Source organism: Carnobacterium alterfunditum DSM 5972, from assembly GCF_000744115.1.
In the GTDB taxonomy this organism is placed as follows: domain Bacteria; phylum Bacillota; class Bacilli; order Lactobacillales; family Carnobacteriaceae; genus Carnobacterium_B; species Carnobacterium_B alterfunditum.
This window is the reverse complement of sequence record NZ_JQLG01000004.1, coordinates 1529833-1554641: the sequence shown is the minus strand read 5'-3', so window position 1 is coordinate 1554641 and position 24809 is coordinate 1529833. Positions and strand designations below refer to the sequence as shown.

The window sequence follows — 24809 nt, the reverse complement described above, 5'->3', positions numbered from 1 at the left end:
CTGATTTTCTGTGAATGTAATTACTGCATTATATCATAATTATATTTCGACTATTTATTAGGTAAGCTTCCGATTATTTTAGGAAGGTGAACTATGTGTATAGAACTTAATTGAAACAAACTTATGATGAAGTAGAGGAAATACAATTTAAAAGCTAGGACTAGTCCTCAAAAAGTGCTCGCTAAAAAAACTCATTACTTAAGGGGATGGGCCCCTAACCGAAAATGAGTGTTTTAGTTTTTGGTTTTTTTATAAAAGCGTTAGCAAGAAAACTCTTCAGGATTTGTGTAATTCTGTAGAAGACTATATTTCATTATTTCCTTTTATTTAAGTGTTTTTCAATTTTTTTATTTTCATAGAAATTCAATAGTCTGTTTACCTGAAATAGGATTAATATATGTGCGACAATCGACTTCATACAGATCTTTAATGACCGCTTGTGTTAAAACTTCTTCAGGTCTTCCTTCTTTAATGATCTGTCCATCTTTCATAGCGTACAAGTAATCCGTAAAACGTGCAGCCAAATTCAAATCATGTAAAGCAGCTAATACACCAATCGATAGGGAACTGACTGTTTTCAAAATACTCAATTGATATTTGATATCCAAATGATTGGTGGGCTCATCTAAAACTAGAAATTTAGGCTGTTGGACTAAAGTTCTGCCTAATATGACCCGCTGTTTTTCGCCACCTGACAGTGATAAGAAACTCCTGTCAGCGATTTTTTCCAATTCCAGTTGGATAAGGACCTTCTCAACAATTTCATAATCCAGAGCATTTTCTCTCTCCATCAAACCTTTGTAGGGTGACCGTCCGAGCAATAACATGTCACGGATGGAAAAATCAAAATTGACTTGGTGGAACTGTCCCACCACACCTAATTTTTTTGCGAGCTGTTTATTTGAAAGTTCCTGAACATTCTCGTCACCCAGCGTAATGACTCCTTTATTGGGTTCAAGTATTTTAGTAACACTTTTCAATAAAGTCGATTTCCCACAGCCATTCGGTCCAATCAGACCTACGAACTGATTCTTACTGACGTGTAAGGAAACATCTTCTATAATTTTATGGGAGGCAATAGATACTGATACGTTATCGATCGTTAACTTCATGCTTACCCTCCAAACTCGTAGCCTTTTTTGATAAAAATATAAATGAACAGTGGTGCGCCGATCAAAGATGTCAAAATACCGATAGGCAATTCAACCGTTGGCAGGATAATACGAGATAAAATATCGGACCACACCATGAATAAGGATCCCGAAAAAACAGATAATGGTAAAAAGTAACGATGATTTGATCCGACTATCCCTCGGACAATATGTGGAATAATCAACCCCACAAATCCAATCATTCCACTATTTGCAACAATAATACCGGTTAAAATCGAAGTGATAACGAGATACAATTTACGGTAAAACCTCAAATTCACCCCAAGCGTAATAGCTGCTTCATCGCCCAATAGCATGATATTTAAAATACGTTCTTGTGTTAAGAAGAATAAAAAACAAATCAGGACAACTGTGGCTATCAACGGAAGCTTGGACCAGCTTGCTCCTGCCAAACTTCCCATCATCCAAAAAGTTACTGAACGAATACCTTCCGCATCATTAGCTATATAAATAATAAAATTAGAAAATGCTGTAAAAAGGGCATTTAATACCATCCCTGATAAAATCAGTTTGGTAGAATTCATTTGGCCATTCACATTCGATAAAAGTAAGACCAGAAGCGCAGCTGTCACAGCACCTAGGAATGCCCAAAAAGATAAACCAAGTTGAGCCAATATACTGGTCCCGCCAAAGCCAATCATGATAGCAAAAGTCGCACCTAGAGATGCACCCGACGAGATACCTAAGATATAAGGATCTGCGAGTGGATTCTGGACTGTTGTCTGCATGACCGCACCGGCTAATGATAACCCCATACCCGTGAGCATCGCTAAAAGTACTCTTGGAAACCGAATCTGCCAGATGATATTCTCATGAGCACTAGAAGAAACGCCAGCTAAATTATCAACTATCCCACCTGACAAGTTTTTAAGCAGTATCTGAAAAGATTCTTTTAGAGGTACCGCGACCTGTCCGACTGCGACGCCGATCCCAACTGAAAAAACAATCAATACGATAAATAGAAGCAAACTTATATAGAATAATCGGCGTTGTTTGTTGATGCGGTTCATCATTTTATTCCTTCCTAGCTATAAATTAATTTTCGCCATACAATTCGGCACTGAGTTGTTCCATACCGGTTAAGATTTGGTAACCGTAACTCCAGAACTGATTGTAATCGATAGTATAAATCCGGTCTTCCTTGATCGCAGTTAGACTTGACAGTGCGTCATTTGCTTTCAAATCGGCTAAACTTTCTTTGGGATCGCGTCCACCAGTGTAGTTGACCAGAAATAACACGTCTGGATCAGCTTCCAATAAGGCTTCAGCACTGATTTCTCCCGTTGCATCTGCAAATGTATTATTCAAGTCCATATAACTTAAAGCATCATTTAAGTAAGTGTCTGCTGCACCACTATATATTTCTACGTTAGTACCTTCTGCTCCAAATAAGTAAGCATATTCAAGTGCTTCCTGGTTAGCAGGAATACCTGAGACTATCGCATCCATCCGTATTTTCACATCCGTTGAAAATTGTTGTGCCTTCTCTTCAACTGTAAATAATTTCCCTAAATTAGCAATATCTGTATATAAATCATCAAAAGTTGCGTCGGCCGTTGATGTCGCTTGAACATAAGTCTGAATATCCACTTCGTTCAATTCTTCAACCGTTCCCGTTCCCCACTCGGTACTTGCAAACAGCTGTCCTCGTCCCACAACGATATCCGGATCAGCACCTACGACCAATTCTTTCCCAACATATCCTTCTGCCAAAACAGGTATGCTAGCGAAATCCTCAGCTACTGTTTCGTCACCTTCACCGTATAATGCAGCTACACCAATGATATCCTCAGCTAAGCCAATTTGAAGCAGCAACTCCGCTGTTCCCTGATTATTAGCAACAATCGATTTTGGACTAGATTCGTAAGTGATTTCTTTTTTAGAAAATACTGCGCCTTCTGACGATACAGTATAGTTATTCAGTGTTAATGGAAAAGTTGTTTCCGCTGCCTGTTCAGTTGCCTTTTCATCCACATTTGCCTGCTCTTCTGCAGCATTCTCTTGTCCACACGCACCTAGCAACAAGCTTGAAACCGTAACAAGTCCTATATATTTTGCCATTTTTAATGTATTCATTTTTTTCACTCCATTTATACTATTTATTTTTTTATTCGTTCAATCCTATTCTTTCACTATTTTACTTATACACAATATCTAGAACTAGCTAAAGCGAATCAAGCTTTTTAATTCAGAACAGTTTTCATTTCTAATTATATGATTGAATTTTATTAAAGTAAATAGCAATGTTAAAATATTCACAAAACATTAGAATACCCTTTCATATTTTAGTATCTTTTTCTGCTTGAGTATATGCAATAATCCTTTGTTCGATCAACTCAGAACCGTTTTCTGTTTGAGCTAGTGGAACAAGCCTTAGTTCGATCAACTCAAAACCATTTTTCTGTTTGAGTATGTCCAACTAGCCTCTGTTCAATCAACTCAATACCATTTTTCTGTTTGAGTATGCCCAACAAGCCTTAGTTCGGTCATCTCAAACTCATTTTTCCGTTTGAGTATGCCCAACAGGCTTCAGTTCGATAATCTCAAAACCATTTTTCTGTTTGAGTATATGCAACAAGCCTCTGTTCAATCAACTCAATACCATTTTTCTGTTTGAGTATGCCCAACTAGCCTTAGTTCGGTCAACTCAGAACCATTTTTCCGTTTGAGTATATGCAACAAGCCTTAGTTCGATCATCTCAAAATAGAAAGCCAAAAGTTAAGGTAAAACTAGCGGTAAAAACATAATTTTTATTATTTTTTGAAAAAGGTATGAATTATTCAGGTATTTATTGATTGAATATAGGCCAATTAAATTCTTCACTATATTTTGCCATGAAAAAGCGACCTCCAAAGGTTAGATTTTACTCTAACTTTTGTGGGTCGCTAATTATTAGGTTCATTTTATAATGAGGCAGTCTCCTCTAATTTACACAAGCAAACTTACAAAACTAGCAAGTAAGGGTGTTCTATATATCGTGCCAGTGTGATGAGGAATTCACCTGCTACAGAACCATCAATAATTTGATGATCGAATGATAAACTAAGCGGGATCATAGAATGTTCTTTAACGTTACCCTCTTCATCCAGTTTCAATTCCTTTTGAAGAGCTCCGACACCCAGTATTGCTACTTCTGGGTTGTTCAATATTGGAGTGAAGTACTCTACTCCGCCGCCTCCCATATTGGTGATACTGAACGTACTACCATGCATTTCATCCGCTGAAAGAGTGCCTTGACGTCCTCGTTCACTTAAGTCTTTGATTTCATCCGCAATCTTTCCTATGGATTTCGTATCGGCATTTTGAATAACCGGAACAACCAATCCTTCATCCAATGCGGTAGCAATACCTATATGGACTTCCTTCGGTTGCTCTAATTGTTGGCCGTCATAACGAGTATTTAATCGGTGGTCTTCTTTCAATGCCTGAGCCACAGCTTTAGCTAAAAGCGCAGTAATTGTTATTTTTGTATACGAGCCTGAGTCAGCCAACTCTTTCTTCAACATACTCCGGAATTCCATCAATTTTTCTACATCTACTTTGCGGTGCAGAGTCAACTGGGCAGTTTGAGAAAGGCTACGACGCATATTTTGGGCAATGACTTTACGCATGCCGCTAAGTCCTTCACCTACTGTTTCTTGCGTTTGTGGAGCAATCTTTTGACCTGATGGAACAAAAGCAGCTTGAGCTTGTACAGCTGTTAATACATCATATTTAGTGATTCGTCCGTTGCCGCCAGTCCCATGAATTTGACTCATGTCTAGGCCTTTTTCTTTTGCCATCTTTTTAGCTAAAGGTGTAATGAAAAGACGTCCGGTTTCTTTTGACGCACTTCTGGAAGTAACTCCTTGACGTGATTTATCGGAAGTGTCTGTAATCTCAAAAATATCGGCTTTTATTCCTGCAGATGCGGCTTGATCAATTTCAGATACGCCTTCTTCTGCTGATTGATTCACTACTGCCTCGACCGGAACTTCCATTTCACTACTTACTTGTTGCGTTTCCTCTGTTTCTTCTTCTCCAACTAACGCAAGGACTTCTCCAACCTTAGCCAGAGAACCTTCGTCAACCAAAATTTTTAAAACGACACCATCAATTGGAGATTCTACGTCTTGTGTTAATTTTTCTGAACTGATTGTACAAACCGTTTCTCCTTTTTTGACTGTTTCTCCAACTTGCTTATCCCAAACCTCAACAGTTCCTTCTGTCATCGTCATTCCTAATTTTGGCATCACAATTTCTTTACTCATATGTTCGTCACCTCCCTCATCGCTTTTGCTCTTTAAGATCAGTAATCAATTCTTCCGCTATTTTCAATACTTTCTTTTCATCGGGAATATAAGCTTTTTCTAAATTGCTGGCAAATGGCACCGGCGTATTTGGAGCGGAGACTCTTTTAATTGGTCCGTCCAAATAATCAAACGCTTTATCGGCAACAGTTGCTGCTACATCTCCAATAATGTTTACATGTGGGTTAGATTCATCAATCAATACGAGTCGTCCAGTTTTCTTTACAGAATTAAGGATTGTTTCTTCATCCCACGGAGCAAGAGTTCTCATGTCAATGACTTCTGCAGAAATGTTGTCTTTCGACAACGCATCTGCCACTTTTTGTGCCACTTGAACCATTTTTCCAATAGCGACGATAGAAATATCCTCTCCTTCTTGGACAATAGCTGCTTTTCCAATTGGAACAGTATAGTATTCTTCAGGAACCTCACCTTTCATTCCATAAAGTGATTTATCTTCAGAGAACACAACTACATTATTGTCTTCAATAGCCGCAAGCAATAATCCTTTCGCATCATATGGGTTAGACGGCACAACCACTTTCACACCCGGAATAGATGCCCATATACCATATAATGTTTGCGAGTGTTGAGCAGCTGCCCCTACACCTGCACCGTGAACCGTCCTTACTGTAAGTGGAATTGTCGCTTTTCCACCAAACATGTAACGCATTTTAGCTCCTTGGTTGAGAATCGGATCGAGCATAAATCCAATAAAGTCGTTAAACATGAGTTCAGCGATTGGACGCAATCCAGTCGCCGCCGCTCCTACCGCAGCACTGAAATACCCATGCTCGGCAATTGGAGTATCAATGACACGATTTCTTCCAAATTCACCGGCCATTCCTTTTGATAATCCGAAGACACCACCAAAACCATCCTCGTCGCGCCCATCATCATGATGTAAGTGATCAACTCCGGCTCCACCCGCCACATCAGTTCCAATAAGTACTACCGATTCATCTTTTTTCATTGCTGTGACCATTCCATCAGTGATTGCACCCATAAATGTAAGAGTTCTATCTGCCATATTATCTCGTCCTCCTTTGTCAGTCTGCGAATACATCAGTGTACAATTCAGATTCGTCAGGAAGAGGACTGTTTCTAGAAAATTCCTCTGCCTTTTCAATGGTTTCTTGTGCTTCTTGCTCAATTTTTTTGGCTTCTTCTTCAGTGAACCAACCTTGTGTAATTGCTTCTTCCTTAAACAATGGAATCGGGTCTCGATTTGCATTTAAATCATCTGGAGATTTGTACTTCTGCTCGTCCCCTTCAAAGTGTCCGTAATTCCGGTAAGTGTCGCATTCAATCAATGTAGGACCTTCACCATTGAGTGCACGTTTTTTAGCTTCTTCAAAAGCGTTATAAATGGCGATGACGTCTTTCCCGTCTACTCGCACTCCAGGCATATTGTAAGAACTTGCCCGTTCAGAGACTGTTTTAGAAGCGCTCGAATAGGCAAAAGGTGTTCCTTCGCCAAACTGGTTATTCTCACAGACGAAAACGACTGGTAGTTTGAGAATAGAAGCTAAGTTTAAACCTTCATGGAACGTCCCTTCATTGGAAGCCCCATCTCCAAAGAACGATACTGCAACATTGTTCCGACCTAAGGTTTTGTGGCTTAATGCGGCCCCAGCCGCCATTGCAATTCCACCGCCTACAATTCCGTTTGCCCCAAGCATACCAGTACTTAAATCGGCAATATGCATTGAACCGCCCTTCCCTTTATTCAAGCCATCTTTTTTCCCCATGACTTCTGCCATCATACCGTTGATATTACAACCTTTAGCGATGGCGTGCCCGTGTCCTCGGTGGGTACTAGTGATAGAATCCTCTTTATCTAACTGAGCCATTACCGCTGTGGCAATCGCTTCTTCTCCGGCATACAAGTGAACAAATCCCGGAATAGCTCCTGTAGAAAAAACTTCATGGATCTTATCTTCGAAGTGACGGATTTCATTCATCTTTTGGTAAATCCACAATGCTTTTCCTCTATCCAATGTTACCTGTTTATCAACTGTTTGTTCTGTTGATTCGACTTCCTGCATAACTTCTTTTATAGATTCATTTTCTATTATCATTGTCAACTCTCCTTCACATATGAATGGCTTGGTTCCAGTTTGAATTGGCGGCTTCCCAAAATGCTTCTGAAATACTTGGATGAGGAAACGACATATGTGCCAATTCATACAGCGTTCCTTCACTTTTCTTAACGGTCAACAGACTTGAAATTAAATCAGTAGCATTTGGTGCAACTACAACTCCACCTAGAAGTTCTCCGTATTCTTTATCCGAGATCAATTTGATATATCCCTCTGTTTCTCCAATCGCCAATGCTTTTCCGTTTCCTGATAATAGTGATTTTGCAACGTTGATTTCCCGACCTCCTTCTTTCGCTGATTTTTCATTCAATCCAAAAAATGCCACTTCTGGGCTGGAATACATCGTGCCCGCGATAGCGTCGTATTGAACAAAAGGTACGATCTCTCCTGCAATTTGGGCAGCAACATAAGGTCCTTCTTGCAACGCTGCACCAGCGGATGTGGATCCTCCGATTACATCACCAATGGCATAAACATGAGGATGGGAAGTTTGGTAATTTCCATTCACTTTCAAAAATAGTTCTCGTTCCAAATTCAATGAACGAACAACATCCGTATTTGGATTGTTCTGTCCAGCTAAAAGCACATGATCAAACGGAATCGTTTCATCCATCAATACCAATTCAGTATTGGTAATTTTCTTCCAGTTGGCTTTGGTCACCATTCGGATGTTATTAGATTTCATTGAATGTTTTACAATTTTTGCTGCATCATCATCTATATTTCCTAAAACAGAGGACTGTTCAGAAACAATAGTAACTTCTGTACCTAAAGGTCCAAGCGTAAAGGCTAAATTAACCGCATGGATCCCCTGGCCGATAATGACTAAATTTATCGGCAGTTCTTTCAATTCGAAAAAGTTTTTATGTGTTAAGAAAGGCACATCTTCAATTCCCGGAATGTCTGGTATCTTTGGAGTTCCTCCAGTAGCTAACAACAGATCTTTTGTTTGAAGGATTTCAGACCCTACTGCAACTGTCAAATCAGGGTTTACAGATGCTTCTCCTTTAAAAATCTTCACTTGATTTTTTTTCAAAATACTTTCCACTCCGAAAGTCAGTTGTTGGACAACTTGCTCTTTTCGTTTCATCAACTTTGCGAAATCGATTTTCAAAGGTTCTTCTACAGAACCGATGCCTAATTGATTCGCTTTTTTAATTTGATTGACCAAATGACTATGTTCAATCATTACTTTTGTTGGGATACACCCCGTGTTTAGACATGTCCCTCCGATGTTCCCTTTCTCCACTATAGCTACTTTTTTTCCATACTGAGCCAACCGGATAGCCGCTGAATAACCACCCGGACCAGCACCTATAACGACTACATCAAAAATATCCATTCTATTTACCACTTCCCTTCCATATTAGGAACCTGTAAAGAATTTCAATATAATGATAACGCTTACAATGTAGGTATAACGTACTTTGGAAATGTTGTCAACCAAACGCCCTTCGGAAAAATTTTAACGAGGTGAACTAATAATGAAAAGGAGGTATTATAAAAAATATTCTATTATTGATATTATCAGTTTATTAATATATGTTTTTTCTCTTCACAATTTTTTCTAAGACAGCTGAGCCATCGTTTCCTTCAATTCATGGCATGTGTTTTTGGAAACCATGAGAGATCGTCCTTTCCAGTTTTCTTTATTACATTGCGAAAGCGTTGGTAGGAAATTAATTCATTCTATATAGTACAATGTTTGGCATTGGCGAGTGAAAACTTGCTAATGCCTTTTGTTGTGTTGCTGACAAGAAAGAAACCAGTAAGCAGAGTGTTTCCTTGTAATGGAATTATTGGGATTATGCTACAATACAATAAAAGAAAGCAGTTTTTATACGAATATTGCTTTTGAAAGGAGTAACTTTAATGATACAAACATTGCGATTATTTTTTGAAGAGAAAAGAATTTGGGTTACCTTAGGGGGGAGTGTCCTTTTTTCATTTTTACTGGCGATTGGAGTCATTTTACTCGATACCCGTATGGTTAATTTGCTGGATTATTCTCCGTCTTTTTTGTTGACGAGCGTGGATCTGTCGAAAGAAATTCTTAGTCTTTTAGCGGGGTCTCTTTTTTCAGTGGCTACCTTTACCTTTGCGACGATGCTATCTGTTATCTCTTTTTATTCTTCAAACTTCAGTCCGAGAACGGTGGAGAACTTTCTTTTACATAAAACCTCCATACAAACACTTGGGGTTTTCCTAGGTGGTTTTATATACTGTCTATCTTCACTTTTTTTTATGCGTAGTTCAGAAAATGAATACTTAGTTATATCAGCATCTGTTGCACTGGGATATGCACTGGCCTGTGTCGTTTATTTCATAAAATTTGTTTACAATGTGGCGACTTCCATTCAGCTAGGAACGTTAGTCAACAAACTTTACAATGAAGCAAACACGGTTATGAATGACACCATCAATTTTTTTCAAGAAGAAACGAAGGTCAATCACTTGCCAGATATCCATACGTTGCATCAATATCCGATTCGAGCAGATAGAAACGGATATGTAGAGTCTATCAATTTCAATAGGTTGAGAGCGTTGAGCGAAGAATATGAAGGGGTGTTAGAATTAAACATTCGAATTGGTGTGTTTATTTCGCAGAATGAACCAGTAGGCACCTTTTATACAAACCACAAAAACGGTATAGACGAGAATAATCAATTGAGCGGAAAAATCAATAGAACGTTGACGTATGAAACCGAACCTTCTATCATGTATGATCCGAATTTTGCTCGACAAAAATTAGTAGAAGTCGCACTTCGGGCTGTCTCGCCGGGAATCAATGATCCCAACACCGCAATCCATATTTTACGATACAAAGCTTTATTGGATGCGAAGTTTGCTGCTATTGCTGGAAGGTTTGTTGTGCTCGGAGAAGAAAAAAATCAGGAGATAACAAAAGATGAGACTTTGCGTTACATCGGTTGTGTTTTTTATGACTTTAATAATTTTCCGAAAGATTTATATGAAAGCAATTGGCAGTTGATTCATTACATGAAAGAAGATATTTCTGGAGTATCTGCTCTGTTCGATTATTTACTGACTATTGCCTATAAAGCAGACAACGAGAAATTGGCCTATATCAAGGACTACAGCAATTATTTGTATAACTTGACCAGTCCAAACTTTTCCGAGAGGTTGGACCAACAAAATATCGATGAAAGGCATCAGCGTCTTTTGGCCATCGAAAAAGGTATCAGCGAGTAGTTTCAAATCGTTCCTCAGAGTTACTGTTTATCATCCTATTTTTGTCCTTTATTTGACAGGCTTTCAGTTGCAAATGAAGGAAAGGAAACAAAAAAAGGAGTTTGTTCTTCTATAATCTATACTTTCAGTACATCGTATTTTTCTTAATGTCAAAACAAAATCAGATCCCAATACATGAAATTGCAAAGAATCGTGTACTCACAACCTTTATATATCGAGGTTCTTTTTTCGTTAATAAGAGTTGATTTTTGAGTGTTTTACGCTATTTTATAAGGTAAAGAGAAGGAGTTGATTCTAATGACTGTAGTATCCCTAAGAATTGATACCCAAGAAGAACAATTAATCAAAGAATATGCTAAAGCTAATAATATCTCGGTTTCAGCTTTATTTAGAAATGCTGTTTTAGAAAAAATTGAAGATGAAATTGATTTGGGCTTATATAACCAAGCGATGTCTGAACACAAAGAAGATCCAAAAAGTATTTCTTTTGAAGATATGCTAAAGAAGTTAGCGGATTAAATGAATTCAGGTCATCAAGTAGCGTTTGAAAAAGGAGCTCAAAAGGCTTTAAAAAAAATGGATAAACACCAGTCTCTTTTAATTATGGGTTGGATCCAAAAGAATCTAGTGAACTGTACAGATCCTAGGAAACAGGACAAAGGATTGACCGCTAATCGTTCAGGAGAATGGCGTTACAGCATTGGAAATTATCGCTTAATCGCTGATATTAATGACGAGACAGTCACTATTTTGATGTTAGAGATTAGCCATAAGAAAGGTATTTACAAATGAACCATTAAAATTGAGTACAGCATGTTAATCTAAAAAAATTCTACCACTTTTTAAATGGTAGAATTTTTTTATTTATATTGTCTTATTGAGTGGCTTGAATTAAAAATTGCGTTTTCAGACACTCTTTTATTTCTTCAACAAGTAACAAGATAGTGTTATTGATTGGCACATATACGTTTGCTGATTGCTTAATATTCACCTCATATAACTGTTTGAATATAATCTTTTTGACTTTCCATATTTTTTAAAGATTATTGTATAACATTTCCATATGTGGAATACCATCTTCCAAATACACCTGCGAAACCTTCACAAACCCTAAACTCGAATAAAATTCCAGCAAATACTCCTGTGCAGATATTCTAATTACTTTTTCATTTAAATTGTCCTCAATAAATGCTATTGCACGTGACATCATTTTTTTTGCAAGGCCCTTGCTGCGATATTTTTTATTAACTAATACTCTCCCTATAGATACCTCATTAAATGAAACACCCTTCTCGAGTATCCTTAAATATACCAGAATTTCTCCATCTTCTTCCCCAAATAAATGATAGGCTTTTTTGTCTTTACCATCACATTCTTCATAAATACACTGCTGCTCTATTACAAACACTTCACTTCTAAGTTTTATAATTTCATATAACTCATCGTTACTCAATTCGTTAAATGTTTTTATTTTCCACTCCACAGTTTTTTCCTCCTTTTTTTACCTATATTTTAACTAACCAGTCCCCTTAAACTCTCACTCGTTCTTGAAAATTTTCCTTTTGTAATATTTTTTATTTTTTGATTCATAAACCTCTGATATGATTTTTCTCTAAATAATCATTCTGCGCAGGACCATATTTTTGAAGCAAAATTTCAACTGATTCATCATAATTGCTCATGTGTAGTTAATTCTATTCTTTCTAGCATTACTTTTCTTCCGTTTTACTATAAATTTCATAAACAAAGTACCCAAATAATAAGCCAACTATAGAACCTAAAACTATCATATTTAGTAAAGCAGTTGCTAAAAGTAAACTAAGAATTATGGCCATAATACAACCAATTATCATTCCAAACGGTATTAAACTATCTACTACCGTTTGAGCTCTTTTGGGTTGCTTCTTACCCAGCGTATCTCTCTTATATTTGGAATCTCCTTCCCATATTTTTAAGACTATCATAAAAAAATCATATAAACACTTAGAAAATCAGAATCTTTCTGTGCTCTTACTTAGAACTTATTCTTTTAGATGTTTGAGCATGTCACTTTTATCAAAGTATGTTATTTTACCGGATTTGCTTTTTTTAGAAATGAATTTTCCATAAATAGAAAAACAATAGAATACCTGTGAACATTTTCAAATTAAAAGCGTTCTCTTTAAATACAAGAGTAAATAAAACATAAAAAAAATAAACTTAACTTCACAATGAAATTACCGATTATAATCTATATATAAGCGTAGCAGGAATGAAATGTGGATTTGATTTCATCTACTTTATCATAAACAAATTGACTGATTTTTTAATTAGTATCAGATGATTTTTATAAAACTTTATACCGAAAATAGAGAGGGATGAAATGAATGTCACTACAAAAGAAAAAAAACAACAAAAAATCTATAAGGACTCGATTATTTCCTTTGTTTATAGGATTAGCTATGACACCTGTTATAATAGGCCTGCTTTTGTCTTATAATGAAACGATGAATTTACTCGAAAACAGAGTAATAACAGGTCAGAAACAAGCAACTTCTGCGGTTGTGACGATGTTAAATGAGACGGTAGAAACAGCAGAGCAGTCAGTCAGTATCATGGCGGCAAATGAAAGTACTCTAGATGCGAATAATAGTGATAATTTAGCTATTTTAGATGACAAACTGGATATAGTTAGAGATAGCAATCCTCAATTTTTATATACATATTATTATGCACCAGAAACTGGAATGGTAGGGAGCACAGAAGGTATCCCTTCCGATTATGATGGAACGAGTCGTGATTGGTATATAGATGCGATGGATGAAAACGGCTCAACGTATTGGTCATTACCTTATACAGATGCTGGAACAGGAGAAGTAACAGTCACGGCTTCGCAAGCTATTGGAGATATGGGAGTCATTGGGTTAGATATCGGTTTAGGAAAAGTTGCTGCTAAAGTGGCTGAAGTTAGTTTCGGGAATACTGGAGAAGTGTATGTTATTTCAGAAGATGGCTACGTTCAAATGTCAAAAAATGATGAATGGATAGGTACCGATATAAGTAAAGAAGCGATTTTTACGGAAACTACTGATGAAGTGGGGTACTTGAACAATGCGGATGAACATGGTGGCTTCGCAGATTACTATGAAACTGAGCCAGCTTTAGGTTTTACTGTCTACGGAACAGTTGATGAGACAGAAATGCGAAATGAAATACGCTCATTTTTAACTATCGCATTGCTGGTCTTAGGTATTTCGTTATTATTAGCCATAGTCGCTGCTTATATACTTACTAAATATTTAACTACAATCACAAGTGGAATTGAAAATGCCTTAGAAAAAGCTAAACTTGGAGATTTATCCATACGTTTAACCGGTAATGATTTATTTAGTTCAAGGAAAAAAAGTGGTGATCAAAATTATAAAGAAAAAGAATTGAATCATAATGGCGATGAATTTCATCAAATTGCCATTGGATTTAATGATACGATGGATAGTTTCTATAATACGGTTTCCATGATCCAAGGGAATAGCCAAACAATTTTAGATATGTCTAAAACGTTAAACGAGATTGGCGACCAGACAAACTCAGCTACAGAAGGAGTTTCAGAAACCATAAATGAAATTGCTCAAAGTACTGGATCACAAACACAAGATACAGAAAACACATTGGACCTTATGAATCATTTAGCAGATTCAATTTCGACCATTAAATCTGAAATGGGTAAAATGGGTAAAATGGCAGATAAGACAATAGTAGCAAGTGGAAATAATAATACTTCCATGCAAGAAGTGAGTCATAATTGGGATGAAACAAGTGGAATTTTAGATAATTTAAAAAGTGACATTAAAGAAGTGGATACGGAAATCCAAAGTATTGAAGGAATCACACAAGTTATTAAAAGTATCTCTGAACAAACCAACTTACTCGCTTTAAATGCTTCTATAGAAGCTGCACGCGCAGGTGAAGCTGGAAAAGGTTTCTCTGTAGTAGCGGAAGAAATACGTAAATTAGCTGAAAAAAGCAATGCATCATCACAAAATATCAACAAAATTATTCAAACGATTCAGGGGAAATCTACTGCTATGGTATCAACATTAAATACAGCTTCAACCGGTAGCGAGAAACAAACTGAGATGATTCGACAAGCAATCAATTCTAATGAAGAAGTAGTTGATCAAGTGAAGCAATTAGTTGAAACTATTGTATTAGCCTCTCAAAGCAGTCAAGAAATCAATAAAAATAAAGATAATGTAGTAGTATCTTTAGAAAACATCGCGGCTTCTGCTGAAGAAATTTCTGCTGGGACAGAAGAAGTTTCTGCTAATGCTGAAGAAATTTTAGCAACAATGGAAGAGTTCTCATCTAACATTTCTCAACTAGAAGGAATAGCAGAAAAATTAAAAGAATCTGCTGGACACTTTAAATTGTCCTAGCATTACGCAGATTGTCAAATTAAGCTAGACAAATCAAAAAGCAGGCCTCTAATCTGGTCTGCTTTTTGATATCTTCGGTCCATAATTTTTAGTCGTCTGATTTGTAAAATTAAGCTAGACAAAATATCTTCACTCATGTAGCTCAAAAATACTTCCAATGGTGTTTGGTCTCTGTTGCTGTTTTTTTGATTTTTTGGTTTTTTAGATATTGAAGGACGCCCCTTTGGCTGTGTTACCATAAACATCGGAAACAGAAGCTTTAATCTGTTTGTCCGTATATACAGCTCCTTTTCCAACATTATATAAATGTCTGCCAAGATTTTCTAGTAGTCCGGCAGACATCTTTTTTCAGTTCAGTGTATTTCCTTCTGCAGGAATAGGTGTGTTCTTCAGCATACTTGCAAGGTGATATGTGTTGTAAGCGAGCCTTTTAATAGCAGCTTTCGTAAATTCATTTTCCCGTCCAGCATCCATATAGGAAGCTCCTGGACCGGCTTCTCCAACCCAATATGCATCCACATTCGGTGGAACCACGAATCCGATATGAGACAATCCATATAATAAAGATGCAGACGCATGCTTGGCACCGTCTTCATTACCCGTCACTACTACTCCTCCGACTTTGTTATAGAAAACAGCTTGTCCTTTATCATTGGTTTTGCTGCTGCTGCCATAGAGTCTCTCAATAACTTGGGTAGCTAATGAGCTTTTCTCTCCCAGCCATAGCGGAGTTCCAATAATGAGAATATCTGCTGCTTGGACTTTTTCATAAATTTCTGGCCATTCATCCTCTCCACCCATATCCTCTTGCACGCCAAGCGCAATTTTATAATCAGCCAGTCTGATAATTTCAGATTCGACTCCCAACTGTTTGTAATGAACTTGCACATCGTTCATAAATCCTTCTGTATGGGACATTTCGCCTGTGCTTTTTAATGAAGTATTTAAGAATAACACTTTTAATGGTTGCATCTAATTACTCCCCTTCAATTCATTTAATGTTTTCTTCTTTGTTCTAATACTGTTTTATATTCAAAATCATTCAATGCCGCTTTTGACAACAAGTATTTCTGGAAATCAAAAGTGTCCAATCCCTGATTATTGGCTGCAGTACTGCACTATTGTCCATATTTTATTAAACTGAATCTTCAATTGTTCCTACAGCATATATCCTAAATCAGAAGCTGCCGTTGGATAAGCATAGATCATCTGTTTGAGATCCTTGACCGCTAAATCAAACTGAATGGCTATCGCAAAATGATTGATTAATTCATCCGCTCCGTGGCTGATTAAGTGGGCGCCAAGTATTTTACCAGTCTCTTCATTGATGATGACTTTCACCATTGTAAATTTTTCATTTGTGCGCTTGTAGGTGTACCAATCAGATGTCCCCATTTTATTCACTTTGATTTGATGGCCCTTTTCCCTCGCCTGATCTTCAGATAATCCAACAGATGCCAGTTTGGGAAGAGTGAACACCACAGTCGGCATCACTTTGTAATTAGGTGACCGGTGATTTCCTTTAAGCAGATTTGATGCCACTACATGCGACTCCATCGATGCAATCGGGGTTAACGGAAGTCCTTCGGTTGCGGCTGCATCCCCGGCTGCGTATACTCTTGGATTGGTGCGGCTTTGAAGAAATTCATTGACGGATATGCCTCCTTTTTCGCACTCTACGTTCCCTTTTTCAAGTTGCATATCTTCTAAATCGGGTATACGTCCTGCACCATGTACAACCAGATCAGCTTCCCAGTAAACCTGTTGGCCATTATTAACTCCATTTACGATGTAAGAAAATCCTTTTTTTTCAATCGATTTTACTTCTGTATTGAGATGGAGATGAATTCCAATTTCTTTCGATTTTTCCATCAGCAGTTCCACTAAATCCGGTTCGAAGTTCTCAAGCGGACATTTTCCTTGATGAATGATATGCACTTCCGATCCGGCTCTTGCAGCGATATGGGCAAATTCGAAAGAGATATATCCGCCACCAATAAACACCATTTTTGCTGGGAGCTCGTCCAATTCCAAGAATTCATCGCTATATGTGAGGTATTCCGTCCCTTCAATTGGCAAAGGGGCAGGTTTAGATCCGCTTGCGATCAAAATATGCTTTCCGGTTAAAACGTTTTCGCCTACTTGAATTTTATCTTCGCTCAAAAAAGAAGCGCGTCCATGAAAGGTGTGAATTCCTGCTTCTTGAAAGTTTTTCACCCTGTTATCCGGTACGGGTTCGGTAAAGGTACGCTTGAAGGCCATCAATTCTGGCCAATTAATGCTGGAATCAGAACTGATGCCCTTCCCTTTCATTCTATTAATACCATCAACCATTTCTGCAGCTCCCACAAGTACTTTTTTCGGATCGCATCCTCGGAGAGCACAAGTACCGCCAAAAGGCCGTGAATCGACTATTGCGACTTTCCATCCTGCTTTATTACAATTGAAAGCAGCAGCGGAACCGCCCGAACCCGTCCCAATAACAATCAAATCAAATTTCTCTTCCACTTCCCTCATCCTTTCTATATAAACAGAGAAATCACCTTTCTCCCTCTACTTTTTATCATGCTAGCCCCTACTTTTCCACTAGCCATCCTGCAACGAACTGATTCAGTTTCTAAAATCAGGGTAATAAAATACCACAAAAGCCCGAACTAGCGTGTAGAATTAGAGATGTAGACAATAACGGTATATTAATAGATTATTCAAACGTCAATCAAAATTCTATTGTTTATGGAAAAACAGACCTGTATATATCGATTATTGGACTCGCGTCTATTCGTCTATCCTATAGGGTCCATTTTGTACCACGGATGGCTTTTTTTATTTGTCTAGCTTAATTTTTCAATCGGCGTTGCTATTACCTATGTTTACAGAAATAATTTACTTATAAAGAGTCTTTATTTATAGATCAGCATTGTGTTGGACATTAGTTTTTTCAGTCAATTTTTTAATAAGGTTCTTATTTACTTGTTTGTATTCTTTTAATGAGTAATCAGATAATTCTTTTGTTTTTTTATTTAAATATGAATCTAATTTTTTAGGATTCTTTTCAGCTATTTCTCCTGCTTCTTTGTCTATTTCTTCTACTGCTTTAGTCATATGCTCCCAGACCTTTTCTTGTACAGGTGCAACCACTTCAGTTTTAAATTCGTCATGGTACGGATTAGTCAAAGCATTAGTTGTTCGGTAAGTCCAATAGGCTGATTTTTCATCAGGTTCATCACTACCTATCTGATACTCTTTAGGTGTTTCTGTTATTCCGCTGTAGAATGGAATATAGTTGCTTGTATCTACTACACCAAGAGCTAACCAGTGAATGGCGCTTATTTCATCTGGAACATTGTTTCTGATTTGTAGAATATGAGATTCCATCGTGTTCGGTACGCTTATTGGGCGGTATTTATCTGATTCCTTTTCCCCGAAAGTATCATAGTCTGTATCATTGTAATGTGAACCTAATATGTCAGCGATTGCTTGTGTCGTAATTAGTTCATCTGCTTTAACAAAAAGTTCAAAATCCGTGTCGTCAACTTTTTTGTCAGATTCTGTTAGCATTTTCTGGCCGTACCATACTCGAGGAGTATTATACTGAGCATCTTCTTTAGTGTCTGCAAAGATAGCTCTGATGGATGTATTTTCTAGATCGTCTGTTAGCTTATTATCGCTGATAAACTCTTGTAAGTTTTTAGAATAAAGAAAATTATCTGAATCATCCCAATCAAAATTTTGAATTGAAATTGTGTTTGCAATGACTGCATAACTATCATCTGGTACTCTTGCCGCTACCCATTGATGCCCAGTAAGTATTTCCATATACCAGATATCGTTATTATCAGAAAAAATGATTCCGTTTGTTTCTGCAGCACCTTTTTCTTCAACAATCTTACCTAATCTCTCAATTCCTTCTTCAGCCGAATCAATATATGGCAATACGACAGTCACCATTGCATCTTCTGCGATTCCTTTTTCTACTAAAGGATCGAGTTCTAAAACATTCTCCTTAGCTGTAGTAGATTCTGTTCCACTCATCGCAATATTATTACTATTGATTCCTGATTCTTCATATAAACCATCTGAGACATCCCACTCGGGAGTAGCAGTATATTTTAAATGTTTTTTAGGTAACTCGATGGAGAATCCATTTCCATCTGATACAAAATTTCTTTTATTCTTATTTGCTTCTCTCACAAAAAAATGTTTGGCCCAGGCTGTTCCCATATCTTCATTTCTTGCAATCATAGTTGATCCGTCTTTCGAAGCATCTTTCCCTACCAAAACAGTTGTACAAGCCTCAGCTGTCGTATAACTAGTCATGAATAATATACCGGTTGTCACAAGGACGAAGGTGCTTTTATATAATGCTTTTTTTTTCATTTTTGTTTTCCTCCCTAATTTACTAGCATTGTTGAATATAGTTAACTATGTGCCCATCAAACGACTTTGGCTAGATAAAATCCAATGCCACCTTTCACTATAAAATAATTGCTTCTATGATAACAGAATTCTTTTAAAAAAAATATTACCTGTGATATAGCGATTGCTTATCCATTAACCTTCTCACACATATAATAACGCTTACAAAATTTCAAGTAAAGTATTAAGAAAAGATCAAATAAAAAAAGCTATTCATAGTACCTTCAAAATATAATTTCGACTTAAAGAAAGCATAGAAATGATTGCGGATGCATCTATCTACTGATTGAATAATTACCTTTTTAAAATAACTAAGAATACCCATTTGCACCATCATCAACTTCTTAAAAAAGGATGTATCACAAATTAAAATGGACCCTATGTCAAAGACATTTAAAAAAAGAGACCTTATGCAATACCTGATAAAAATTGTTCCCTGTAATGAACAGGGGGCAATTTTTTTAGGTTCCATTGCCCACGTTCATTATTATAATAGTCAATGTAATCACTCACAGTTACTCGCAATTCTTCTAAGTTCGTACAATTTTTATAGTTCATTTCATCCTTCAAATGTCCGAAGAATGACTCCTGGGGAGCGTTATCCCAACAGTTACCTCTTCTGGACATGGACTGACCTAAATGATTCTCTATCAACTTCTTATGAAATTTAGGGCTAGTGTAATGTACGCCTTGATCTGAATGGATAAAAGCATCTTTATGTAACGTTGCACCGTGGGCGCTCATTAAAACATCTACGGTGTTTAGCGAAATATCAAGTTTTAGATTATCAGATACATAATGAGCTAAAATTTCTTTCGTCGTACCATCTTTAATGGTTGATAAATAACCCAGGAAACCATCAGCTCCAGGCAGGTAAGTAATATCTGTTAATAGAACTTTGTGAGCCATCCCTTGATCAAATTGACGTTCCAGCTTGTTTTCAACAGTGCGATGTTCTTTGGTAGCTTTTGCCATTCTTTTATAGGGATTCGCTTTACGAATGGGGCAGAAAATATTAAATTTCCTCATCAAACGCTGTACCTTTTTACGATTGATTGTGATACCCAGAATATTCTTGAAATACATGACAATGCTTCGAGAGCCTTTCTCGTAACCACGATAACTATAAGCTTTTTCAATTTTGGTTCTCCAAGCCTGATCTTCCTCATCTCGTACATTCCTAGTGCCTGAACTCTTCAAATAATTGTAGTAACCGGAACGGGAAACCTCCAACACATCACATGCATCTACAATCGTTCCTGTGTAGGAACCATCTGTTTTCAATTTATGGATTCTTGCGAAGATTTCGCTAGTCTTTTCGTTTTTTTCTAGCCTCCTTTCGCTCCATTCTGATTTTTTTAACAATTCATTTTCTTGTTCTAACAATGAAATTTTGGCTTGTAACTTTTCAATTTGTTGCTCAGGTGTTAGTTCTGTCTTTCGAACTCTGCCTGAATGGCCCTGTCGAGTGTCTTTCAACGCCAAAACACCATTGTCCCGATATCTTTTTCGCCATTTCTTAGAGAATGCTTTTATCCTGCTTTCACCAAGCATTTCCAAATCAAATCCTGCTTCAAAAAATAGTTGTTTAGTCGTTTTTGAGTCCAATGTTCTGAAACAAAATGGCGTTTGAATTCATCGGAATAAGTAATGCTTTTTTCAGATACATTTTTTACATAAGGGTTTGTCTTTAAAAATTGGATTTGTTTTGGTGTAAATGTTAACTTTGACATTTAGCAGCTCCTTTCTGCACGTAGTGCAGTTAATGTGGAATACGATTTTAATGGACTGAATAATCTTAAATCAACTATACTTATATTTTTCTATATAAGTATACAAAAATAGACCCTATAGGTGCTGACCCCTAAAAGTTAGAGTTTTTATTATTCAGCTGATTGGCTGGTTTGAATTCGGTATTCTACCGGACTTAAGCCAGCCAATTTTGCTTTTGATCGAACATGATTATACCATTCGATATATTCTTCAATTCTTGATTTCAATTCCTCATAACTGACTAATTTCTCCCCATGATACATTTCTTGTTTTAGGATGCCGAAGAAATTTTCTATTGCCGCATTATCTGCACAAGTCGCCTTGCGAGACATACTCTGAAAAACGTTATTTTTCTTTAGTGTTTTGACCCAATGATTATGCTGATACTGCCAACCTTGATCAGAATGAAGAGTGGTACGAACCGTGGCGTATTCTTTAAGCATGCCGATGGCTTCTTCTAAAGGTTTCATCACTAAGTCCAGGATAGGTCGTTTATTTATTCCATAAGCTATCACTTCACTATTAAATAGATCTAGAATAGGACTAAGGTAGAGCTTTTCTCCGCCTGTACATTTAAACTCTGTCACGTCGGTGACGAGCTTCTGTAAAGTGATGGATGTAGAGAAGCGTCTATTTAACTTATTCTTGGCAATAGTGCCTACTTTTCCTTTATAAGAGTTATATTTCCGAGATTTTCTAATAAATTTAACACACTTCAAACCCATTTCTTTCATGAGACGATAAACTTTCTTGTGATTGACACTATAACCTAGTTTCTTCAGTTCATTTGTAATGCGTTTGTATCCAAATCGCTCTTTGAACTGAAAGAAAAGTTGTTCAATCTGTTCTTTTAGTCGCTGATTACTATCTATTTTTTTTAATTGCTTTACGTAATAGTGATAGGTTGACTCTGGAATACCCACCACCAGAAGGATATCTTTTAGTTTGAATCCTTCTTCTTTAAGTTCGTATGCCACTGCTGCTTGTGCTTTTCGAGAAAGACGTCGGGATTCTTCTGAAAAGCTTTCAACTTTTTTAAATAGGCATTCTCCAATTTCAGTAGTTCAATTTCTCGTTCTAATTCTTGTCTAGAACAATCTGCTGATGTGCCTGGTTTCAGTTGCTGTTTTTTTGGTTTTTTAGTCATTGAAGGACGCCCCTTTGGGTGTGGTTTTAGGCCTTCAATTCCCTTGCCTTGGAAAGCTTGATTCCAATTTGCGATAAGGGAAGGATTATTCATGCCGAAGGTAATGGCTGTATCTGAATAAGAAGTGCCTGTCTGTTTTATAAAGTGTAATACATCTACCTTAAATTGAACAGAGTAAGCTGCTTTCGTCTGTTTCCTTTTTAAACCGTCCAAACCAAGTTTTCGGTATGCCTTTACCCAATTATTAAGGGGAGTTGTAGAGGAAAGAGCATATTTCTTCGCTAGTAATTGAAAGCCCAAAGGGCCGTTTAGATACTCTTGAACAACTTGTAACTTAAATTCTTCACTATATTTTGTCATAAAAACAACCCCCAAAAGTTTAGATTTCACTCTAACTTTTGGGGGTCGCTACCATAGAGGGCACTTTTTTTAGTGTCCATTCTATAGGGTCCATTTTATTTCACGAGAAAGTCTTTTTTTATATTTATTTAGCAGCGTCTACTACTTCTTTTAATGTTGAATCAACTTCTCTAGCAATCATTGTTAAATTATCATCTTTGATAAATCCGATTAATACTGTCGGTTTTAGTAGTCCAATATATACATCGGCTTCTTTTTCAGCATAGACGTGTATCTCTTTCCCATTGACGATAATGGAATCTTCGGTAGCCTCAACCGCACCTGGAAATCTCCCATATATGAAATCGAATAGCAAGAGGTGTGCCAGTACCTTCGGGTCGGTCAAATCATTGACAGCTACCACCTCTATGTCATCCGTTACTTTCGCGATTCTACGGAAAGTTAACCGGCCAATGCGACCAAAACCATTGATTCCTATTTTTTTCATTCTTGTATTTCTCCTGCTTTTTATGAGTTTTATTGCAACCAGTAGTACTTTACCTTATTTAATACTCTATACCGTGACGCACACTCTAAGGACAGGGGTAAAAACGATCGCTAGCACTTAGAAAACCAGCATCAAGAATGGAATTGAAGGGATTCTTGTATCTTTGCAAACACAATGTCAGGTTCCTTCTCCCCATCTACGATAGAAACGATTCCCAATCCCTGATAGAAGTGTAAGAGTGCTTCTACTTCAGACTCACTCACTTTTAGCCGTCTTTCCACGACTTCTGATTGGTCATCAACGCGGGAGGAATGACTCTCACCCCTCTCAGGGAAATCAGGAGAGACGGAAGGGGAATGGAGTCGTTTCTCTAACCTTTTCCGTAATTCCTGCTTTCCAACTGCGAGATAAAGGGCAGCATCCAATGGTACTCCCTTGCTCTGCAAGTATACTTCCAGCGCTTCTGCTTGTGACAAGGTTCGCGGATACCCATCCAAAACGAAGCCTTTTACCGTGTCCTTCTCTCCCAGCCGATCCCATAGAATCTTATTCACCAATCCATCTGGTACCAGATTACCCTTATCCATATATGTTTGGGCTTCTAAACCAATCGGACTCTTACTCTGAGCGAGGGAACGGAAGATATCTCCTGTAGAGATATGCGGAATCTGATAGGTAGCTGCGGTTCTCTCCGCTTGCGTTCCCTTACCCGAGCCTGGCATGCCCATTACAATAATATTCAGTTGTAACCCTCCTATCTATCTTACACCCTCTTACGAATCGTTTGAAGGAGTTTCTACAATTTTTGCAATTCGTTAACCAAAAAAATTTTCCCTCTAAGGTCCATTTATCAAAGAAATGCACATAGTCCCTTCGCCTATAAAGTAGCCTATGTGCATCTATTTCTCCCTACATTAACCGGCGTGTTACTCCTTCATGTCCGTTTCATCAGCAACAGGTGCTAATTCGTGGTCAGTCACCCACTTGTGATTTCGGGCCACCTCTCCGCCATCGGTAGGATAGTAGGTTACGGAATACGCATGGGTATAAAAAGTCCCCTACAATTTATGAGTGAACACCACACCTATCATTCCAGGCATATGGTCTTTCGTAATGATTGCTTCTTCACCAGGATTGTACGTTGAATCCATTGCTGGCTCTATGTCTGCGGGTACAATTTCATAATTGTATAATTTGTTGTAATTGCTGACAGCTAAACCGTGATGGTTAGTACGACTTCCCTTATTTTGAGATGCATATTCGCTGATATGTTGACCATGATTTTCATGATGTCTCATTTGATGTGCCTGAACAGAGGCCTCCGATTTTACCTCTACTTGAACCGGAGTATACGCGGAGAGCATCGTTAGAGAAACAAAGGAAAGTATTCCAGTTCCAATTATTTTTTTATTCATTTTTTCTTACATTCTTTCT

The 24809-nt window shown here is 37.4% G+C and carries 21 protein-coding genes and 2 pseudogenes; 4 read left to right on the top strand and 19 right to left on the bottom strand.

Translation table 11 applies throughout. The annotated features are described in order from the left end of the window. Positions 1–353: 353 nt before the first annotated feature. The 8 genes from BR50_RS07750 to BR50_RS07720 form a co-directional block, all read right to left on the bottom strand. Positions 354–1112 (bottom strand): ABC transporter ATP-binding protein, encoded by a 759-nt coding sequence (locus BR50_RS07750; RefSeq protein ID WP_034547655.1) that lies wholly within the window; start codon positions 1110–1112, stop codon positions 354–356. A gap of 2 nt (positions 1113–1114) precedes the next feature. Then, entirely contained in the window at positions 1115–2182 is a 1068-nt protein-coding gene (locus tag BR50_RS07745) for a FecCD family ABC transporter permease (protein ID WP_051905821.1), read from the bottom strand. 25 nt (positions 2183–2207) lie between these two features. Next, positions 2208–3248, bottom strand: a complete 1041-nt coding sequence (locus BR50_RS07740) for an ABC transporter substrate-binding protein (RefSeq protein WP_034547653.1) — start codon at positions 3246–3248, stop codon at positions 2208–2210. A 202-nt stretch (positions 3249–3450) separates the two neighbouring features. Next, positions 3451–3591: a hypothetical protein gene (locus tag BR50_RS12775; RefSeq protein ID WP_156097504.1), complete on the bottom strand. Its 141-nt coding sequence runs from the start codon at positions 3589–3591 to the stop codon at positions 3451–3453. A gap of 524 nt (positions 3592–4115) precedes the next feature. Next, a complete protein-coding gene (locus BR50_RS07735) occupies positions 4116–5423 on the bottom strand; it encodes a dihydrolipoamide acetyltransferase family protein (protein ID WP_034547651.1) in 1308 nt (435 codons plus the stop codon). Positions 5424–5439: 16 nt separating this feature from the next. Continuing rightward, a complete protein-coding gene (locus BR50_RS07730; RefSeq protein ID WP_034547648.1) occupies positions 5440–6492 on the bottom strand; it encodes an alpha-ketoacid dehydrogenase subunit beta in 1053 nt (350 codons plus the stop codon). Positions 6493–6511: 19 nt separating this feature from the next. Next, positions 6512–7543, bottom strand: a complete 1032-nt coding sequence (locus tag BR50_RS07725) for a thiamine pyrophosphate-dependent dehydrogenase E1 component subunit alpha (RefSeq protein ID WP_425429667.1) — start codon at positions 7541–7543, stop codon at positions 6512–6514. 13 nt (positions 7544–7556) lie between these two features. Then, positions 7557–8906 (bottom strand): dihydrolipoyl dehydrogenase family protein, encoded by a 1350-nt coding sequence (locus BR50_RS07720; RefSeq protein WP_034547647.1) that lies wholly within the window; start codon positions 8904–8906, stop codon positions 7557–7559. 530 nt (positions 8907–9436) lie between these two features. Between BR50_RS07720 and BR50_RS07715 the strand changes: the two genes are divergently transcribed. From BR50_RS07715 to BR50_RS07705, 3 genes are all read left to right on the top strand, one after another. Beyond that, on the top strand, positions 9437–10777 hold the full coding sequence (locus BR50_RS07715; protein ID WP_034547645.1) for a DUF2254 domain-containing protein: 1341 nt from the start codon (positions 9437–9439) through the stop codon (positions 10775–10777). A gap of 297 nt (positions 10778–11074) precedes the next feature. After that, positions 11075–11296 (top strand): type II toxin-antitoxin system RelB family antitoxin, encoded by a 222-nt coding sequence (gene relB / locus BR50_RS07710; protein WP_034547643.1) that lies wholly within the window; start codon positions 11075–11077, stop codon positions 11294–11296. After that, positions 11297–11569: a type II toxin-antitoxin system RelE family toxin gene (locus BR50_RS07705; protein ID WP_034547641.1), complete on the top strand. Its 273-nt coding sequence runs from the start codon at positions 11297–11299 to the stop codon at positions 11567–11569. A 244-nt stretch (positions 11570–11813) separates the two neighbouring features. Here the strand turns inward: BR50_RS07705 and BR50_RS07700 are convergent, their stop codons facing one another. Beyond that, on the bottom strand, positions 11814–12260 hold the full coding sequence (locus BR50_RS07700; protein ID WP_034547639.1) for a GNAT family N-acetyltransferase: 447 nt from the start codon (positions 12258–12260) through the stop codon (positions 11814–11816). Between the two features lie 883 nt (positions 12261–13143). On the opposite strand from BR50_RS07700, the gene BR50_RS07690 reads away from it, so the two are divergent. Continuing rightward, the gene (locus BR50_RS07690; protein WP_051905765.1) at positions 13144–15192 is read left to right on the top strand and encodes a methyl-accepting chemotaxis protein; all 2049 of its coding nucleotides are present in this window, start codon (positions 13144–13146) and stop codon (positions 15190–15192) included. A 348-nt stretch (positions 15193–15540) separates the two neighbouring features. On the opposite strand, the gene BR50_RS07685 is transcribed toward BR50_RS07690, so the two are convergent. From BR50_RS07685 to BR50_RS07640, 10 genes and pseudogenes are all read right to left on the bottom strand, one after another. Beyond that, complete coding sequence (locus BR50_RS07685) at positions 15541–16164, bottom strand: flavodoxin family protein (RefSeq protein ID WP_034547635.1); 624 nt, start codon at positions 16162–16164, stop codon at positions 15541–15543. A 186-nt stretch (positions 16165–16350) separates the two neighbouring features. Further along, positions 16351–17700: a dihydrolipoyl dehydrogenase family protein gene (locus BR50_RS07680; protein WP_034547633.1), complete on the bottom strand. Its 1350-nt coding sequence runs from the start codon at positions 17698–17700 to the stop codon at positions 16351–16353. A 396-nt stretch (positions 17701–18096) separates the two neighbouring features. Next, positions 18097–19569: a C69 family dipeptidase gene (locus BR50_RS07675; protein WP_034547631.1), complete on the bottom strand. Its 1473-nt coding sequence runs from the start codon at positions 19567–19569 to the stop codon at positions 18097–18099. A gap of 447 nt (positions 19570–20016) precedes the next feature. Beyond that, positions 20017–21341, bottom strand: a protein-coding gene (locus tag BR50_RS12600; protein WP_143298344.1) for an IS3 family transposase whose coding sequence is annotated in 2 segments (ribosomal slippage) — positions 20017–21215 and positions 21215–21341 — 1326 coding nt in all. Because the reading frame shifts where the segments join, the coding sequence is not laid out codon by codon here. 150 nt (positions 21342–21491) lie between these two features. Beyond that, on the bottom strand, positions 21492–22358 hold the full coding sequence (locus tag BR50_RS07660; RefSeq protein ID WP_081884465.1) for an IS3 family transposase: 867 nt from the start codon (positions 22356–22358) through the stop codon (positions 21492–21494). After that, complete coding sequence (locus BR50_RS07655; protein WP_034546224.1) at positions 22322–22888, bottom strand: helix-turn-helix domain-containing protein; 567 nt, start codon at positions 22886–22888, stop codon at positions 22322–22324. Before BR50_RS07655 ends, BR50_RS07660 begins: the two co-directional genes overlap by 37 nt. A 247-nt stretch (positions 22889–23135) precedes the next feature. Further along, a pseudogene (locus tag BR50_RS07650) lies at positions 23136–23375 on the bottom strand (glyceraldehyde 3-phosphate dehydrogenase NAD-binding domain-containing protein); the annotation flags it as partial. Positions 23376–23506: 131 nt separating this feature from the next. After that, complete coding sequence (locus BR50_RS07645; RefSeq protein WP_281247047.1) at positions 23507–24109, bottom strand: adenylate kinase; 603 nt, start codon at positions 24107–24109, stop codon at positions 23507–23509. 192 nt (positions 24110–24301) lie between these two features. Continuing rightward, a pseudogene (locus BR50_RS13135) lies at positions 24302–24415 on the bottom strand (DUF1541 domain-containing protein); the annotation flags it as partial. Between the two features lie 18 nt (positions 24416–24433). Further along, entirely contained in the window at positions 24434–24790 is a 357-nt protein-coding gene (locus BR50_RS07640) for a hypothetical protein (RefSeq protein WP_034547625.1), read from the bottom strand. Between the last annotated feature and the right edge of the window lie 19 nt (positions 24791–24809).